Annotated in this window: 14 protein-coding genes; 10 read left to right on the top strand and 4 right to left on the bottom strand. The window is 46.8% G+C overall.

The window, feature by feature from the left end; all coding sequences use genetic code 11:
- Positions 1 to 271: 271 nt before the first annotated feature.
- Both BLQ82_RS09295 and BLQ82_RS09290 read left to right on the top strand, forming a co-directional pair.
- A complete protein-coding gene (locus BLQ82_RS09295) occupies positions 272 to 2,485 on the top strand; it encodes an NPCBM/NEW2 domain-containing protein (RefSeq protein WP_062528174.1) in 2,214 nt (737 codons plus the stop codon).
- A gap of 130 nt (positions 2,486 to 2,615) precedes the next feature.
- Positions 2,616 to 2,855, top strand: a complete 240-nt coding sequence (locus BLQ82_RS09290) for an NUDIX hydrolase (protein WP_062528175.1) — start codon at positions 2,616 to 2,618, stop codon at positions 2,853 to 2,855.
- A gap of 10 nt (positions 2,856 to 2,865) precedes the next feature.
- Here BLQ82_RS09290 and BLQ82_RS09285 read toward each other — a convergent pair whose 3' ends face one another.
- Positions 2,866 to 4,338 (bottom strand): amidase family protein, encoded by a 1,473-nt coding sequence (locus BLQ82_RS09285; protein WP_062528176.1) that lies wholly within the window; start codon positions 4,336 to 4,338, stop codon positions 2,866 to 2,868.
- 213 nt (positions 4,339 to 4,551) lie between these two features.
- Between BLQ82_RS09285 and BLQ82_RS09280 the strand changes: the two genes are divergently transcribed.
- The 3 genes from BLQ82_RS09280 to BLQ82_RS09270 are packed head-to-tail and all read left to right on the top strand — an operon-like array spanning position 4,552 to position 6,954.
- Positions 4,552 to 5,316: a TSUP family transporter gene (locus tag BLQ82_RS09280; RefSeq protein ID WP_062528177.1), complete on the top strand. Its 765-nt coding sequence runs from the start codon at positions 4,552 to 4,554 to the stop codon at positions 5,314 to 5,316.
- 22 nt (positions 5,317 to 5,338) lie between these two features.
- Complete coding sequence (locus BLQ82_RS09275) at positions 5,339 to 5,779, top strand: GNAT family N-acetyltransferase (protein WP_208810661.1); 441 nt, start codon at positions 5,339 to 5,341, stop codon at positions 5,777 to 5,779.
- 2 nt (positions 5,780 to 5,781) lie between these two features.
- Complete coding sequence (locus BLQ82_RS09270) at positions 5,782 to 6,954, top strand: alanyl-tRNA editing protein (protein WP_062528178.1); 1,173 nt, start codon at positions 5,782 to 5,784, stop codon at positions 6,952 to 6,954.
- 9 nt (positions 6,955 to 6,963) lie between these two features.
- Here BLQ82_RS09270 and BLQ82_RS09265 read toward each other — a convergent pair whose 3' ends face one another.
- From BLQ82_RS09265 to BLQ82_RS09255, 3 genes are read right to left on the bottom strand one after another with little or no spacing between them, the layout of a single operon-like run.
- Positions 6,964 to 7,239, bottom strand: coding sequence for a hypothetical protein (locus BLQ82_RS09265; protein WP_062528179.1), 276 nt, complete (start codon positions 7,237 to 7,239; stop codon positions 6,964 to 6,966).
- The gene (locus tag BLQ82_RS09260; RefSeq protein ID WP_062528180.1) at positions 7,236 to 8,339 is read right to left on the bottom strand and encodes a hypothetical protein; all 1,104 of its coding nucleotides are present in this window, start codon (positions 8,337 to 8,339) and stop codon (positions 7,236 to 7,238) included. Before BLQ82_RS09260 ends, BLQ82_RS09265 begins: the two co-directional genes overlap by 4 nt.
- Positions 8,340 to 8,342: 3 nt before the next feature.
- Positions 8,343 to 8,918 carry a GNAT family N-acetyltransferase gene (locus BLQ82_RS09255; RefSeq protein ID WP_062528181.1) on the bottom strand — a complete coding sequence of 192 codons (576 nt, stop codon included), beginning with the start codon at positions 8,916 to 8,918 and terminating at the stop codon, positions 8,343 to 8,345.
- 131 nt (positions 8,919 to 9,049) lie between these two features.
- On the opposite strand from BLQ82_RS09255, the gene BLQ82_RS09250 reads away from it, so the two are divergent.
- The 5 genes from BLQ82_RS09250 (at position 9,050) to BLQ82_RS09230 (ending at position 16,171) form a co-directional block, all read left to right on the top strand.
- Complete coding sequence (locus BLQ82_RS09250) at positions 9,050 to 10,183, top strand: copper amine oxidase N-terminal domain-containing protein (protein ID WP_062528182.1); 1,134 nt, start codon at positions 9,050 to 9,052, stop codon at positions 10,181 to 10,183.
- Between the two features lie 218 nt (positions 10,184 to 10,401).
- Positions 10,402 to 13,029, top strand: a complete 2,628-nt coding sequence (locus BLQ82_RS09245; protein WP_244280747.1) for a KAP family P-loop NTPase fold protein — start codon at positions 10,402 to 10,404, stop codon at positions 13,027 to 13,029.
- A gap of 62 nt (positions 13,030 to 13,091) precedes the next feature.
- A complete protein-coding gene (locus BLQ82_RS09240) occupies positions 13,092 to 15,065 on the top strand; it encodes an elongation factor G (RefSeq protein ID WP_062528184.1) in 1,974 nt (657 codons plus the stop codon).
- An 89-nt stretch (positions 15,066 to 15,154) separates the two neighbouring features.
- Complete coding sequence (locus BLQ82_RS09235) at positions 15,155 to 15,556, top strand: NUDIX hydrolase (protein WP_062528561.1); 402 nt, start codon at positions 15,155 to 15,157, stop codon at positions 15,554 to 15,556.
- A 189-nt stretch (positions 15,557 to 15,745) separates the two neighbouring features.
- Positions 15,746 to 16,171 (top strand): DMT family transporter, encoded by a 426-nt coding sequence (locus BLQ82_RS09230; protein ID WP_062528185.1) that lies wholly within the window; start codon positions 15,746 to 15,748, stop codon positions 16,169 to 16,171.
- Positions 16,172 to 16,175 lie beyond the last annotated feature (4 nt).

The raw sequence follows: 16,175 nt of genomic DNA, 5'->3' as shown, positions 1-16,175 counted from the left end.
GTGGCAGGGAAGGTTCCTGCCGCTTTTTTTTGTTTCCGGAATTTTTTCCAGGAAGTAATAGGTCACATTTTAAATAACAAATAATGTTAATAAAAGAAGAATAAATTTGAATTAGAAGCAATAGAGATAAATGGTGTTATTTGATGAATGGTAAAAAACGTAATGTAATTGTGTCATAATCGTCTGAAATTTATTTAATACTTACCCAGATGGATATGCCAGCATTTAGATGCTAGCTATGCATAAATTTAATTCATTTTAGGAGGATTTGATGAGAAAACTTAAGAAGTCGCTTCAGATTTTATCACTAATGGTGGTAACAGCAGTTGTAGTATCTGTCTCGCCATCCGGGGTTCTAGCCCAAAGTTCAGAGGCAGCCATTACACAGCAAAGTAATCTTGTCGTTCAGCGGAATTTTGAAGTAAAGGCCCTTGGAGATATATGGGCGGAAGGCGAGCGGGAGCGCAGAGCAGCGGGGTATGCGGATGCCCGGAAAATATTTCAGCCAACAGGCCTATATGCAAAAGCCAATGAACAAATAGAGATTGAAGTCTCAGGTGACAAACCAATTACAGCGATTATCGGGACACATCAACATGATAAAGAGTGGGCGATTAGTTATCCATTAAAAACAGGTAAAAACACAATTTCCTCACCAAATGGCGGTTTGTTGTCTTTTGATAACAGCAACAATGAAGGTAGTATTAATGTAAATGTAGTGAGTGGGGGGAGTCCTGTTCCATTCTTTGTATTAGGCAAGAATACCAAAGAGGATTGGCAGGCAATGATGAGTGCTTATCCTGATGCACCTTCTGTTGTTCTTCAATCAGAAAAAGCTCTCTTAATCTTCACATATGCGTCTGCTAAAGACCACATCTTGAATCAAGACCCAGTTCCTGTTTTACAGACTTATGATAAGTTTATTGCAGCACAGGATAAAATTTCCGGACTTTCAAATTCTGATTCTGATCCTAGACACCGGTTAGATAAGCATTTGATTGGAATCATTGAATCACCAACATACACAGGAGGAGCGTATGCATATGCAAGCTGGGATGGTGCAATTATGCCCACAAAGACTGGAGCAAATGCGGATGCTTTAAACCTTACAAGGATGGGTTGGGGGCAGTATCATGAGGCAGGTCATTTGAGACAACAAGGGCCTTGGACTTGGAGTGAGATGGGTGAGGTGACAGTTAATCTATATTCTCTAGCTGCTAAGAAGGTTCTTTACCCTACTGAACCTGCAAGGTCACCAGGCGAGTACTTAGCTGCTTTCTTGTTTGTAGACCAGCCAACCAAGGATTTTAAAGACTCTGATTCAAAATTAGAAATGTTGTGGCAGCTTAATCTTGCTTTTGGGGATAACTTCTACCCGGATTTACATCGATTATATCGTGAGATGGCAAAAGCTGATCTGCCAACTACAGATGATCAGAAAAAACAGGCATTTATTCTAAGCACTTCAAAAGTAGCTCACTATGACTTGACGCCTTTCTTTGATAAATGGGGTTTGACTGCAACAGATGAAACACGAAACAAGATTAAATCATTGAATGTACCTCTTCTAACTGCACCCATTTGGTTTGGATCAGATTATAACATCATTAAACCGACTGATGGAATAGATAAGGTAAAAGGTATCATCGGGATAACAACAAATAGCCAAGAGACTTCAAGTGCTTATGATCCTGCAATAAATGCATTTGATGGAAATACAAATAGTATCTGGCACAGCGAATGGGATAAACCCAATCAGTTCCCATACAATATTACAGCAAAGTACGCCAGTCCATCTACATTCTTCAAACTAACCTATCTCCCACGACAAACTGGAGATAATGGTATTATTACAAATTATAGAATCTTAACTAGTCTTGACGGGGTAACATTCACTGAAGTTGCAACAGGCACTTGGGCAAAGGACAACACAGAAAAGACAGTAAATTTCACGCCTACTCTTGCTAAATATGTTCGGCTTGAAGTACCTCAAGGTGGCGGTACCAATGGTTTCGCCTCTGCAAGTGAGATTAAAATCTTTGAAACCGATCCAGTAACACCACAACCTGTTACAACTTATCTCAGCGATATGGATTGGTTTTCTGCAACAACAGGCTGGGGAACAATCCAAAAAGATCGTAGTCTTGATGGAAATACACTTAAGTTAAATAACAAGACCTATACAAAAGGTTTGAGCACACATGCTAACAGTGAAATTGTCTACAAACTGAATGGGCAGTACACATCCTTTGCTGCGCTAGTTGGGGTAGATAATGAGGTAGGTTCGGTAGGTTCTGTGGAGTTCCAAGTTGTTGTAGACAATCAAGTTGTATTCTCCAGTGGTGTAATGCATTATTATACAGAGCCAAAAGAGGTAAACGTTAATCTTTCTGGAAAGAATGAGCTAAAACTTATTGTAACAGATGGTCAAGATGGTATAAATAGTGACCATGCCGATTGGGTAAATGCTCGTCTTATCAAATAGTATTGTAAGGTTATAGCACGTCAAAAAGAGAGGAGTCATTCCCTCTCTTTTGTTTTTGAAATGGCTTATCGAATGTGATATTATAGAAACAAATGTTCTTATATTGTATTAACAAGAAGGTAGGGGAATTATGTCGGTGTTCCGTTTATTAAGCGTTGTACATACGGTTTTGATTCGGGAACAGCAGATTTTGCTGCTGAAACGCTGCAACACAGGCCACGATGATGGTTTATACGGTCTTCCTTTGGGGCGTCTCGAAGGCGGAGAACAGTTGCATGAGGCAGAGCCCGTGAACATTATCCCTTTTGTAAAGCAGGCGCTAGATGATTACCGGGATGGTATCTGGTTTGCAAGTTATGGCTGGAAATAAGTGTGTCCAGTTAATCGAATACCGGTTGTTTACGGTGTTTGGTGTGCTGCTCGAAAGAATAGGCGATTGCAATTAATGTAGGTTCGCTAAATGCCTTTCCGGCAAAAGTGATTCCAAAAGGCCTTCCGTTCTCCATATATCCTGCCGGAACGGCAATCGAAGGATAACCCGCTCTGGCCGACAAGTCTGCACCGATGTAAGCAGGGAACATTATCGCATCCAACTGGTATCGTTCAATGGCATAGTCAATGCCTTCTTGCCGGGCAAGGTGCAAATCCAAGATCGACTCCTGAATATATTCTCTGTCATTCAAAAGATCGGCCAGGCTTTCTCTGTACTCCAAAATATCCTGGCCGTACCGCAGCGCCTGTTCCTCATGATTTTGGTTCCAATTTATTAACTCTGACAATGTATGTATGGGCATATGAGCAGGAAGGTTGTGCAGAAAATTTTGAATTCCATGCTTGAATTCCATATTTATTTTGTTGTACTTCCAAGGACCATGGAATGAGGGGATTTCAATAGGCTTCACAACCTGTGCCCCAGCTTTAGTCAGATCGGAAATCACTTGATTAAACAGAAATTCATCATACTCACCAGAACATTTTACATGTTCAGGCAGTTCAGAGTAGACTCCGATTTTCGCTCCGTGTAAGCCTTCAACGTTCAGATATCTGGTATAATCCTGTTCCCTGTCTGACCAATCATACCTCCAAGTTGCGGGATCACTTTCATCCCTTCCTGCAAGCACTCCAAGAAGTATTGCTGCATTGGACACAGTTCTAGCCATTGGGCCTGCTGTATCCTGCGAGTATGAATATGGGATTATTCCCGTGCGGCTGATTAAGCCCACTGTAGGCTTGATCCCGACAACGGACATCTGTACTGCCGGACTCAGAATGGAAGCAGAGGTTTCCGTTCCAACCGCTGCGGCTGCAAAATTCATCGCGGCTGCTGCTGCCGAACCGGTGCTTGACCCGCCGACAAAGAATTCTCCATAAGGATGAGCAACCTGACCGCCCCTTGAACTGTAACCCGCCCACATACTCGACGAAATACCGTTAGCCCACTCTGTCATATTGGTTTTGCCCAGGAGAATGGCACCCGCTTCTCTTAATTTGCTGACTATACAAGCATCCTCTGGACTTATATGCTGTGCCAATGCCAAGGCACCGGCACTGGTGTGCATTTTGTCATGGGTACCGATATTATCCTTTAAAAGTATGGGGATACCGTGAAGCAATCCCCGTCTGCCTGCATACTTCCGTTCCAGATCAAGTGCTTCCGCCAGAAAAATAGAGTCGGGATTAATCTCCATGATGGCATTGATGTGCGGACCATCCTGATCATATTCAGCAATTCGGCCTAAATAATAAAATACCAGATCTTTTGAAGTCAGGGTTCCTTGTTCCAAGGCTTCTTGTAATTCGAAGATATTTGCCTCGTCCAAATTCAGATTCTCAAATTTATAATCATTTCGCATACACAGCCCCCCAAAATCTCAGTATCCTTTTAAAAATAGCGCATGTTCCTTTGAATGTATCACGATAATGAATTCTTTGGTGGGATTTATTGATTATAATCGACTATTACTGCAAACTATCATCCAAGAATTCTCTGGTACCCATCACTGAAATTGTGTATGCTGGATTTTGTTTGAATGCTTTTGACATCCATGCAGGAGGCTTTGCGCAATATGGAACATGGCAGTATAGTAATGATTGCGATTTTGGTAATTTGCGGTTTTTTGGCCGGGGTGATTGATTCTGTTGTCGGAGGCGGTGGACTGATTGCCATACCCGCGCTGTTATCGGCCGGAATTCCGCTCCCGCTGCTGCTTGGCAGCAATAAGTTGGCCGGAACGTTGTGCTCGTTCACCAGTACGGCGTCTTTTGTGCGTTCCGGGAAGATTAATTTCGGACTGGTCAAATTTTTAATTCCGTTTTCTATTGTTGGTGCGGTGGCTGGATCGCTGACGGTCCGGCAGGTGCCTTCGGAGTTTCTGAAGCCGCTGGTGATCGTGATGCTGATTGTGATAACGGTCTATACCCTGTTCAAAAAATCATGGGGTGACGTTTCGACCTTCTCCGCTGACAGCAGAAAAACGCTGATAACCGGCATGGGGATTGCGCTGGTGATTGGTTTTTACGATGGGTTCTTCGGCCCGGGGACCGGATCGTTCCTGATCTTTGCCTTTCTTATGCTGGGTTTTGAATTTGTCACTGCTGCAGGCAATGCCAAGGTGCTTAATTTCGCCAGTAATATTGCAAGTCTATTGACGTTTGCCTTTGTAGGTTCGGTTAGTCTGTACTATGGCCTGCTTTTGGGCATCCCGATGGTAATCGGGGCAATAGTCGGATCAAGGATCGCCATCCGCAAAGGAGCCAGTTATATCCGCCCGCTGTTCATCACAGTTACCGTGATCTTGATCGGGAAGCAAATATGGGATACGATGCACTAAGACCAGCAGTGGAGTTGATAATATGGAAATCCGCAAAGTACATAAAGAAGCCGTCTGGCAGCTGAGGCATGAAGTCATGTGGCCTGATCGGGGGCTTGATTATGTCAAGCTTGACGATGATGATGATGGCGTGCATTACGGGTTGTTCGAAGGGGAGCAGCTCGTATCCGCAGTCTCCTTGTTCATCGATGGAAGTGAAGCGCAGTTCCGCAAATTTGCTACCCGGACAGAGCAGCAGGGCCAGGGCTACGGGAGCCGGCTGCTGCAGCATGTGCTGAATGAGGCGGAGCGGTCGGGGGTGAACCGGATCTATTGCAATGCGAGAAGCCACAAGGCCGCATTTTATAAAAAGTTCGGACTGTCAGAAGTATCCGGCACAGCCTTCACTAAGGGCGGTAAAGAATATATCATCATGGAGAAGCTCTTCGGCTCAGCCGGAGTCAGCAGCAGAAAGGAACCTTGAGTATGACAAAAAAGCTATATTACGAGTCAGCTTATTTGAAGGACTGGCATACATCTGTAAGCCAAGTCGTAGAGCGTGAGGACGGACTGTTTCTAGTTCTGGAGGAAACCGCATTTTATCCGCATGGAGGCGGACAGCCTTGTGATGCCGGAACCATTGGCGGGACCCCCGTGCTTGACGTCATCCTTGAAGAGGACGTGGTGCTGCACAAGGTTGAGAGTCTGCCAGATGGAAGCCAAGTAAGTTGTGAGATTGACTGGAACCGCCGGTTCGATCATATGCAGCAGCACAGCGGCCAGCATCTGCTGTCAGCGGTATTCCGCGAGCTGTTCCAGGCCATGACCCTAAGCTTTCACCTGGGCAATGATTATGCGACCATCGACCTTGAACTCCAGGAGCTAACACCGGATCAGCTGGCGGCGGCAGAGTGGGAGGTCAATCGGCAAGTGGTGCTGGACCACAATATCGTGAGCTATTTTGTCACCCCCGGGGAAATGGCCAGCCTGCCACTGGTGAAGCTGCCCAAGGTAACCGAGAACATCCGGATTGTTGAGATTGAGGGAGTAGAGCATAACGCCTGCGGCGGAACTCATGTATCTTCTACAGGAGCCATCGGGATGGTCAAGCTGCTGAGGGCGGAGAAGCAGAAGGGCAACATCCGGATCACCTTCAAATGCGGTGGGCGGGCTTTGGATGAAGCTAACGATAATCAACGCATCCTCGGCGCCCTTTCTGCTAAGTTCAATACAGGCAAAGATGAAATTATGGACCGGATCGGAAAATGGGAAGCCGAGCAGAAACAGCTTCAGGCTGAGCTGGCTGTACTCAGGGAACAGAACGACATCTATATGGCAAAAGAATTGTTGTCCGGGCTTGAGCCCGATGCAAGGGTAGTTGCGCACATCTTTGAGGACAAATCACATAAGGATTTGCAGAGTTTGGCTGCCAAACTGACTGCAAACACTGAACTCCCCGTACTTCTGCTGACCGCACTAGAGAACAAAGTGGTCCTGGCTTGCAGCGGCAGTGCCGGATTGTCCTGTGGAGCTTTCTTCAAAGCCCACCTGGGTGAATTCCAGGGAAAAGGCGGCGGCAGCGATAAAATGGCCCAAGCCGGGTTCCCGGCATGGGCTGAGGTCTTGAAATTTTATGAGTTTGCTAAAGTAAATTTATAGCCTCACCGCTTATTTCCACAAAGGCGGGGATTCAATCAGAAAACGTACCTCAGCATGAATCCAGCCAAGGAGCGGACCGCCCGCATCTGCCACATAGACGATATTATCATTATGTTCAGTGAAATAACAAAGCCTCTCAGCCAACTGGGAGGCTTCCGCTGCATAACCCAGCTCACCCGACAGCCTTGCTATTTCTTGCGCTCGCTTATTAACGTTGTTCAGATTAGCAGGTGCAGCTGTACCGGTATTCGTATGTAAGATTGCGTCTGTGCTTGCTGTGTTCATTTGAAGGTTAATCGCTTCCCGGCAATACGGCCAGACTCATCGATTTCAAGAAATACACCCGCATATGGATGGTAAAAATCAGGGCATAACTTCTCATCATAGAACTCCATTTCACTTGTATCCGGATTCAGGATCGACAGGCCATTTTCCGGTCCCCACATTACAATCCTGCCGTTCACTGCGGCAATTTGACCTTGCGGATAATACATGCCTCCATTGATTGGTGGTTTCGTCCGGTAAGCAGGCACTGGAGTAAACAGCCCCTTTTGTTCTCCGGTTTGCACATCGAATATAGCCAGAAAGTGAGAGTATAGGTGTTCGCCATAATCCTTCATATCCTCTTCCTCGTACATATCGATGGACAATTGACCCCAAATAGCCAGTGTATACGAATCGAGCCAGACTGCGGGTTGATCCCAGTCCTCCATCAGCTGCCCAAGCTTCCGCAAGGTAGCTCCATCCTCCGATTCCCAGCAGTTACTGAGCCAGGCCGAAAGACTCCAAGATCGTATCGAAGCGATGGGATGCCATATCCAACCAGTATCAACGATCCAGTCCCCTTGAGGGGAGATATGGATTTTACTATGAAAATAATCAAGATTATGTTCCGGGCGTTGTTCATCTACGTGTGGTTGATTCTGGCGGGCAGTCATATTTTCACCAGAGCGGACATCCAACATATCCAACCGGTTCCATTCAGTACCGTGAATCAACAGCGTCCGGCCCTCATGCTCAGCAAAAGCGAGCGGGAAGGTGCAGACATCATAATGATAATCGTCTCGTGACAGCGGTGTGATCAATTTGCTTTCTTGAAGATCGTACAGCGCAGCATGCTGGCTGAATCTGCCCGAAACCGCAGCGAAGCGTTCATCTGCCGAAACTACAATCTGGACAGGTTCCTGCAATTCCAGACCGGGAATATCCACATGCAGCAGCATTGCGGCGCGTCCAGCATGCAAATCGATTTGCCAGAGATCACTATTCTGATCCAGCGCAAGCAGAGAGACGGCATCCTTGCCGGTTCCTTTTAGAGCCTGAATTGCTGCAGGTTTTCCCAGATTCGCCGCAAGGTCAGGAAAAGTAATATTTTCAATAGGCATTTTTCATACTCCTTTGCTCCCGCTCTTCTGAAAAGACTTCCGATGGAAATCGGTAATCCGGCGGAACAAGGCTTGTCCATCATCCGTAATGGTAAAATTCCGGGTGAGCGGCATCACCATGGCCCGGTAAGGCTCAGGCAGCCAAATGTATTGATGCACATACTCCGTAGCCCTAAAACCGCAGTGTTCCCAAAAATGGACACGCGCCGCATCTTCTTCCGAATCGCCTGCTTCTACTTCAATGAGAACCGCCTGAATGTCATGCTTCTGTACCGCCCAGTCGCGGATCAGCTCTAGAAACTTTCTTCCCAGGCCCTGGCCGCGCAGCCCGGCATCTACAGCCATATAGTCGATAATTAGCATCCGTTCCGCCACGGGTCCGCTGAGTCCTGTAACGGCCATCGCCGCGAGTTTTCCGTCACGGTATCCGGTATGCAGCCAGGCGATTTTTTTATCGAGCATGGCACGCAGAATGCCCACCGGTTTGGCGCCGTGCGGGAAAGCTTCCCGGTAGAGCGGCTCCATTGCTGCCCACAGCCCGTCATCCCACTTATCGTAAGTATTGAATTCAAGTGTCATGTAAGTCGCCTCCACGATCATCATAGCAGAGCGGATCTAATGAAGTAAAATCAAGACAGGCTCCGATTTTGCAACTTTTCCCAGTACAAAGCGTCCAATTCCTTAGGACAATTTATAAGGAGACTCTGCGAATGAAAAAATGGAAGCAATCACTGGCCGTTTTTGCTGCAATTTGGTTTGCCTTAAGCGCCGGGACAGTACATGCAAGAGAAAATGGAATTGTATTGAACGACAAGCATACTCCGATGGGCAGCAGTCAGATCATCATGGAAGGTGCAACATGGGTACCATTGAAGGAACTGGCTGGTTCGATGGGCTATGCACTCTCCTGGAATCAGAAGACTGCAACCGCTAAACTGGTGCGTCCGGGGCGTGAAGTGATTTTTACAGCCAAATCCAAAAAGGTGGAAACGAATGATTCACCCGTAACACTCGCCAAAGCCCCGAATATTCTCAAAGGTAAAGTGTACGTCCCCTTGGTAGCTTCAGTCAGTATCCTGGGCGGCAAAACCTGGACGGACAAGAGCAGCGGCAACATCATGCTGGTGGATGAACCGAGATTTACTTCGGCTGCCATCCAGGGCAGGACCTATTGGGTATCGCAGAAGAGCGGAGAAATCTTTCGGAGCGCTTCATCAGGGAGCAAGCCGGAATCCATCGGGACATTTCCTCTGGGCGAAACGCCTTACTCTTTCTGGTTACAGATCAAAAGTGCGGGGAATGGCAGCGATTTGCTGCTTTTGATAGACAAACACTACGCTATGTTCCATGATTTCAGCAATGGCTATCAGGCCTTAATCCGTAACGGTAAAATTCTGAAGCAAATGGACTATCACTACACCATTGTCGCCTATCCGCATGCAGCGGAGATCCCGGCAAAACAGTTGTATATGACGGATGGCAAAAACGTGCAGTATATTAATGCCGACGGCAGTCTTGGCAAACTGTTTGAACTGGAGAAGAGTACAGGAAGGACAGGTGACTTTACGGTTGAGTATGCGGCTGAAGATATCGCGCTTGTACGCAATCTGGAGCATACCGAGCTGTTTGCGGTCAATACCCGCTCAGGAGAAACCACGAATTTAAGCGTGAAACTGATTAGCTCCGCTGACCGCAAAGACTGGGACGCAGCAGATGGCAGTGACACGTATGTGGTGACCAAAATGCTTGTATTAAAAAAGCGCGAAGGAAATGTAATGACCTTTACCTATGCAAGCCTTGCGGACGGCAAAGTGAAGACGGTGGACTATACCATCAACAAATAATAACATACAGCACAAGCTGCACATTAAAAAGGGACCCTGATCCAAGCTAAGCCTGGATTAGAGTCCTTTTTTGCGGGCCGGCACTTTGCCTTCGAGCAATTCCGCACAGAAAATACATATTTCAGCATCAGAGGTTAGCCAATAGATAAACTATAATTAGATAACGGGTTTGGCATAATGAAAAACTATATTTTTTAAAAGGGTGGTACTTCTTGAAAGTGGTGTATAGTCAGATCAATTGGTTGTGGGGAAAACTACTGCCGCCAATGTTTTGCGTTGTGATTGCGTATATTGTTTTATTGATACTTAGAATTTATGCTGCCTCTGTGTTCAGCCAGGATTACATAGGTTATGAAAAACAGCTGATAGTATTAGCTTATGTAATAGCAGCCTTAGCCATTTGCTGGAGGGGGTTTGGAGTACTTCGGGGAGCAGGTTCAGGCATTAAAAATCCGCTGGAGGACCGTTTTTTTCTGCTCATGAATGGCGTTGCTGCAGCAGTAGTCATTGATCATCAAAGTAATGACCAGAATAAGGACTGGTCAGGACCCTTATTTTCGGATCTCTATGAGATAACATTTATAATCTGTTTATCAGTATTAGTTCTATTAGGGATAGTGCTGCTCTTAACAGTCTACAGAAAATTCCGGTGCATAGCGGATGACCATAATGGCAGCACCATGCATGAACTGAATTTCAAAACAGAATCCTCTCTGGGTAAAGAGGGGCGGGATGCGCTGAACAGGGAAGCGTTTGCCGGACACGTTGCCGCAACAATTGAAAAGCATACGGCAAAAATAAACGAAGGCGCATTAACCATTGGTCTGTACGGACCATGGGGTTCAGGAAAAACTTCAATTTTTGACCTGATGGAAAGGCAATTTGACAAAAGTAAGAGCAAGCCGGTTATTGTCCGTTTCCAGCCCTGGTTCTTCGGTAAGGATTATATGAATCTGATACCCGAATTTTTAAATAAGCTCATAGATTCTATTAAAGAGCATTCCGGAGCCTATGATGCCGGGCTGATCCGCGATCTGAAAGCTTACCGGAAATTCCTCACCCCAATCAGTCTGCGTCCGCCAGGATTAATCATTAACTTCAAGGATTTACCTGTTAATACCGAATTCAGCAAAGAATATATGGATGCCGAAGAGATGCGGAAGCAAATTGTAGAACGGCTTAAGTTCGCTGATATCAAGCTTATCGTTTTTATCGATGATCTGGACCGGCTGGACAACAAGGAGATTCAAATGGTGTTCAAGCTCGTGCGGATGATCGCTGATTTCCCGAAGACCACTTATATAATTGCCATGGATGAGGAGATCGTTACAAATTCACTGGCACAGATGTATTCCAAAGACTTCGTCAGAGATGTAGGGAAAGAATATCTGGAAAAATTCATTCAGATCCCGCTGTACATACCTGCTTGTGATCCCGTGCTTCTGGCCAACCTGGGGTGGGAAATGCTCGAGCCCATTCTTAAGGCTGAGGGAATACTTGTTACCCCGATACAAGTAAAAGATATTCTAATGCAGATGGAAATTTCTCCGCGTAATTTGCAGCGCTTAAGTAATCTTTACCGGCTGTATTTGCCATTGTTGCATAGAGATGTGTTTCCATTGGATCTGCTTAGTTTACTGTTGATTAAAGTGTCAAAGCCCGGTTTATTCGAATTCATTCTCAAGCATAGCGATTTTTTCCTTGGCAAGCTAAAGGAGGATAAGATGGGGACAGAATTGATGAATCAATTAAAAGCTGCCTATGCTCCCTATGTTACGCCTCTAAAAAAACTGTTTCCATCCATAAATTATAAAGAAATCGAAACGGAGTGGATCATACAAAAGAGAATAGGTACGCCTGAGCACTTTTGGACTTATTTCATGTACTCTATGCCGTATCAAAAATTATCCGAGGCGGATACGGATTCTTTCTATTTAGCGCTGGAACAAGGGTTCTTGGAGGCTGAAAAGCAGCAGGCGTATTTAGTAAACAAAACCTCTCCACAGGAATTTCACAAGAAACTGGGAGAGAAAATAGCTTTGTCTACAGAGGGAAGGAACCTGCTGCTGTTTTCATATTTATTTACTACATTCAATAAAGAGTATAACAAAGAGAGATCATATTCATACAGCTATAAACGGAAAACGATTATCTCGCTGTTTGCCCGTTTGTATGGAAGCTCTGAAGAACAGTCTGCTCTTAAAATCCTGTTTAATGACAACGAAACAAATCTGTCTTTGCTGGGTATGATTTATGAGCAGAAGGTTGGTGGAGAAGGATTGAAACAGCAGATAAAAAACTATTTATCTGTACATTTCAGCTATCCGGTTTTAATGGAGCATCATGAAGAGGATATTGAGCGGATTTTTACGGCTTGGTCGGAAACTGCAGAGGAACACCAAAAACGTAAGATATTGAAGGCATGGTCTATGGAATATGGCGTTGGTGCAACTATAAGGTTTCTCATGATTGACCAGCCTTACGAGGATAAGGTCTTATTAAATTCTTATATAACCATTCTTCAATATGTACCCATATTTGTTATAAGAGAGGAATGGGGAAAAATGGAGCCTATCACTTCACGCAAAATGATGAATGAGGAATTCAAGAAGGATAGAGATCCTTACCTGATTATTCTTAATTATATGGATAACACTATGTATGATTATGCAATAAGTGAGTTGACTGAAATCTATAACAACAATGGGACACTAGAATATAATTTTTCGCAAGCAGTTGAAAGCTTATGCGAATTTGGAGATTCCGAGCGAATTAGAGACATCCGCAGTTTGCACACTCAAATACAATTACAAAATCATATTCAGGAAAACCAGATAGACCATTAGAGCGGGAGGCTTATAAGACTGAAGCAGCCCCCCATATCCATGGAGGTGTATAGCATTACTTTATGAAAAATATTACCATCGGACTGCTCGCGCATGTCGACGCCGGTAAAACCACTTTTGCCGAGCAGCTGCTTTATCATACACAGGCAATACGCAGCCGGGGCAGAGTGGACCATAAGGATACCTTTTTGGATACCCATGAGATTGAAAAAGCGCGTGGGATTACCGTGTTTGCGGATCAGGCAGAGTTTGTCCTCGGCGACACGCGGTATTTTCTGCTGGATACTCCCGGACATGTCGATTTCTCACCGGAGATGGAGCGCGCGCTGCAGGTGCTGGATTATGCTGTAGTGATTGTCAGCGCCGTCGAAGGTGTGGAAGGCCATACGGAAACCGTCTGGCAGCTGCTGCGCAGTCACGGGATTCCGACCTTCTTTTTTATCAATAAAACAGACCGTACCGGTGCCGATCCACAGCGTGTGTTCGGTGAAATCTACAGCGGCCTGAGCGGCAGTGCAGTGCTGCTCCCGGAATCGGAAAGCGGAGAAACCTCTGAGGAGTTGAAGGTTTTTCTGGCTGAACGCGATGAACGGCTGCTGGACGCTTATCTTGAAGGGTCATTGAACGATGCAGATTGGCAGGAAGCGATGAGGTCTATGATCCGGGAAGGCACCATATTCCCATGCATGGCGGGCTCTGCTTTGCTGGATGTGGGCATTGATGTTTTTCTGGACAGGCTGAAGTCGCTGACCGTAACGGATTATGATGCCGGACTTCCTTTTGCAGGCAGAGTGTACAAAATCCGTCATGATGAGAAGGGGACCCGGATGACCTATATCAAAGCACTTCAGGGAGTGCTCAAGGTAAGGGAAGAGCTGAATTGTGGAGCGTCAGCGGAGGCGGAACCGGAGCGGATTACCGGAATCCGTAAAGTGAATGCCCTGAAGTATGTCCCGGTGGATTGGGCAGCGGCGGGTGAGCTGTTTGCAGTCACCGGGCTGTCGGCCGTTAGGCCGGGGGACGGTGTTGGGGTGTTGCAGGACAGACGGGACAGCGAACTGGCCCCAACGCTGAAGTCCAGGGTGCTGTTCGAGCCGCCGGTGCATCTGAAGGAGGTGCTGACGGCCTTTCAACTGCTGGGAGCAGAGGACCCTTCTCTGAATGTTAGCTGGGATATGACGCTGCAGGAGCTGCATATTCAGGTGATGGGCCAGATTCAGCTGGAGATTCTGGAGCAGATCCTGCGGGACCGGTTCATGATTCCGGTGGCGTTTGGCCCGCCGGAGATTCTATACAAGGAGACAATAGCTGCTCCGGTGTATGGCTGCGGACATTTTGAGCCGCTGAAGCACTATGCCGAGGTCCTGCTGCGGATTGAACCGGGTGAACGGGGCGGCGGCCTGGTGTTCATCAACGAGTGCCACCCCGATGATCTGGCAGTGGGCTACCAGCACCAAATCGGGCAATATCTGCTGGAGAGCGGGCATCATGGATTGCTTACGGGTTCGCCGCTCACCGATCTGCGGATGACACTGCTGAGCGGAAGAGCGCATAACAAGCATACGCATGGCGGCGATTTCCGGGAAGCAGCGCTCCGCGCCTTACGCCAGGGGCTGGAGCAGGCTGAGAATATCCTGCTTGAACCGGTCTATGACCTCAAAATCAGGATAGACACCGATGACTTGGGGAAAGTAATGACAGACATCCAGCAGGCGAACGGCAGCTTTGGTCCACCGGAGATCACCGGAACCAAAGCGGTTATCACCGGCAAGGTACCGGTAGCCACTTTTTTGAATTACGCAGTCCGGCTGGCTGCAATGACCCAAGGGAAAGGCGCTCTCTCGCTAAAGGTTGCGGGGTACCAGCCTTGTCACCAGACGGAGTCAGTCATCGCACTCAAAAATTACAATAAGGATGCCGATCCGGCGTATCCCTCATCATCTATCTTTTGCGCCAAAGGCCAGTCCTATTCCGTCCCTTGGGATGAAGCACAAGCGCATATGCACATCAAAAACGACTTTGGACCCATCAGCTGATCCGCCGGGACATATGTCCTATCCTAATCTCCGGATATGTTTTTTAATTAGGACCTGGAGAGAAGAAGCTGAGGAGGATTACTGGAATGATGAACGGAATCATCGATAAGGTGGCCTGGATTGTTATATCAGAAGGACGTGTGCTGGGCGCACGCTCTCAAGGTAAAGATACTTATTATTTTCCCGGAGGAAAAAGAGAGTCCGGCGAGACGGATGTCCAGACGCTGATCCGGGAAGTCAAAGAAGAGCTGTCCGTGGACATCCTGTCCGATACAGTCACACCTTTCGGCAGTTTTGAAGCTGCCGCCCATGGCAAAGCTGAAGGCGTTCAGGTGAAGATGGCTTGTTTTACAGCCGATTACACCGGAGAATTGACTCCGGCCTCGGAAATTGCCGAGATCGCTTGGCTTGCCTATGAAGACCGGGAGCGGGTGTCGGCTGTCAGCCGGATGATTTTTGACCAGCTCTATAAGCAGAAGCTGCTGAATTAACGTTCAATGCGGCAGCACAGCGCATGATTTAAGCCCGTTTGAAGCCCTTTTGCGGCCAAGACGGGCTTTCTGCTGTCTCTGGACAGTTTTTCCCGGAGGACCGGTTACGATGCTGAGGACATATGTCCTACCGCAAATCATGAATATGTCTTTTAATGAATACAGAGATTAAGACAGAGGAGAGAAGTTATGAAAGGGATTATTTTTGCCTTTATCGGCGGGGCCTGCATTACCCTGCAAGGGGTGGCCAACGCCAGGATCAGCCAGGATATTGGCACCTGGCAGGCTGCAACGATTACCCAATTTACCGGATTCGTAATGGCGCTGATGATTCTGCTGTTCGTGCGGGATGCGAAGAAACAGGGATTTAAGCAGGTCAAACCTTTATATCTGTTCGGCGGGGCGCTGGCCGCATTTGTTATTTTCAGCGAAGTTACAGCTATTCAGGACATCGGTGTAACACTTACCATTTCCGCACTGCTGATCGCCCAGCTCTGCCTGACCTTTCTGATTGATATCAAAGGGTGGTTCGGTGTTATGAAGCAGAAGATGCGGCTGCCGCAGTTTATCGGAATCGGGATGATGATTGCCGGTGTGGTGATTTTGAAATTTTAAGAAT

The organism is Paenibacillus jilunlii (assembly GCF_900102965.1).
In the GTDB taxonomy this organism is placed as follows: Bacteria; Bacillota; Bacilli; order Paenibacillales; family Paenibacillaceae; genus Paenibacillus_AQ; species Paenibacillus_AQ jilunlii.
This window is presented reverse-complemented; position numbering and strand designations above follow the sequence as displayed.

Excerpts from the sequence above, each read along its gene's own strand:
- BLQ82_RS09270 (WP_062528178.1), top strand. The coding sequence starts at position 5,782 with ATGACAAAAAAGCTATATTACGAGTCAGCTTATTTGAAGGACTGGCAT.
- BLQ82_RS09235 (WP_062528561.1), top strand. The coding sequence starts at position 15,155 with ATGAACGGAATCATCGATAAGGTGGCCTGGATTGTTATATCAGAAGGA.
- BLQ82_RS09255 (WP_062528181.1), bottom strand. The coding sequence starts at position 8,918 with ATGACACTTGAATTCAATACTTACGATAAGTGGGATGACGGGCTGTGG.
- BLQ82_RS09285 (WP_062528176.1), bottom strand. The coding sequence starts at position 4,338 with ATGCGAAATGATTATAAATTTGAGAATCTGAATTTGGACGAGGCAAAT.
- BLQ82_RS09265 (WP_062528179.1), bottom strand. The coding sequence starts at position 7,239 with ATGAACACAGCAAGCACAGACGCAATCTTACATACGAATACCGGTACA.
- BLQ82_RS09275 (WP_208810661.1), top strand. The coding sequence starts at position 5,339 with ATGGAAATCCGCAAAGTACATAAAGAAGCCGTCTGGCAGCTGAGGCAT.
- BLQ82_RS09240 (WP_062528184.1), top strand. The coding sequence starts at position 13,092 with ATGAAAAATATTACCATCGGACTGCTCGCGCATGTCGACGCCGGTAAA.
- BLQ82_RS09295 (WP_062528174.1), top strand. The coding sequence starts at position 272 with ATGAGAAAACTTAAGAAGTCGCTTCAGATTTTATCACTAATGGTGGTA.
- BLQ82_RS09230 (WP_062528185.1), top strand. The coding sequence starts at position 15,746 with ATGAAAGGGATTATTTTTGCCTTTATCGGCGGGGCCTGCATTACCCTG.
- BLQ82_RS09260 (WP_062528180.1), bottom strand. The coding sequence starts at position 8,339 with ATGCCTATTGAAAATATTACTTTTCCTGACCTTGCGGCGAATCTGGGA.
- BLQ82_RS09250 (WP_062528182.1), top strand. The coding sequence starts at position 9,050 with ATGAAAAAATGGAAGCAATCACTGGCCGTTTTTGCTGCAATTTGGTTT.
- BLQ82_RS09290 (WP_062528175.1), top strand. The coding sequence starts at position 2,616 with ATGTCGGTGTTCCGTTTATTAAGCGTTGTACATACGGTTTTGATTCGG.
- BLQ82_RS09280 (WP_062528177.1), top strand. The coding sequence starts at position 4,552 with ATGGAACATGGCAGTATAGTAATGATTGCGATTTTGGTAATTTGCGGT.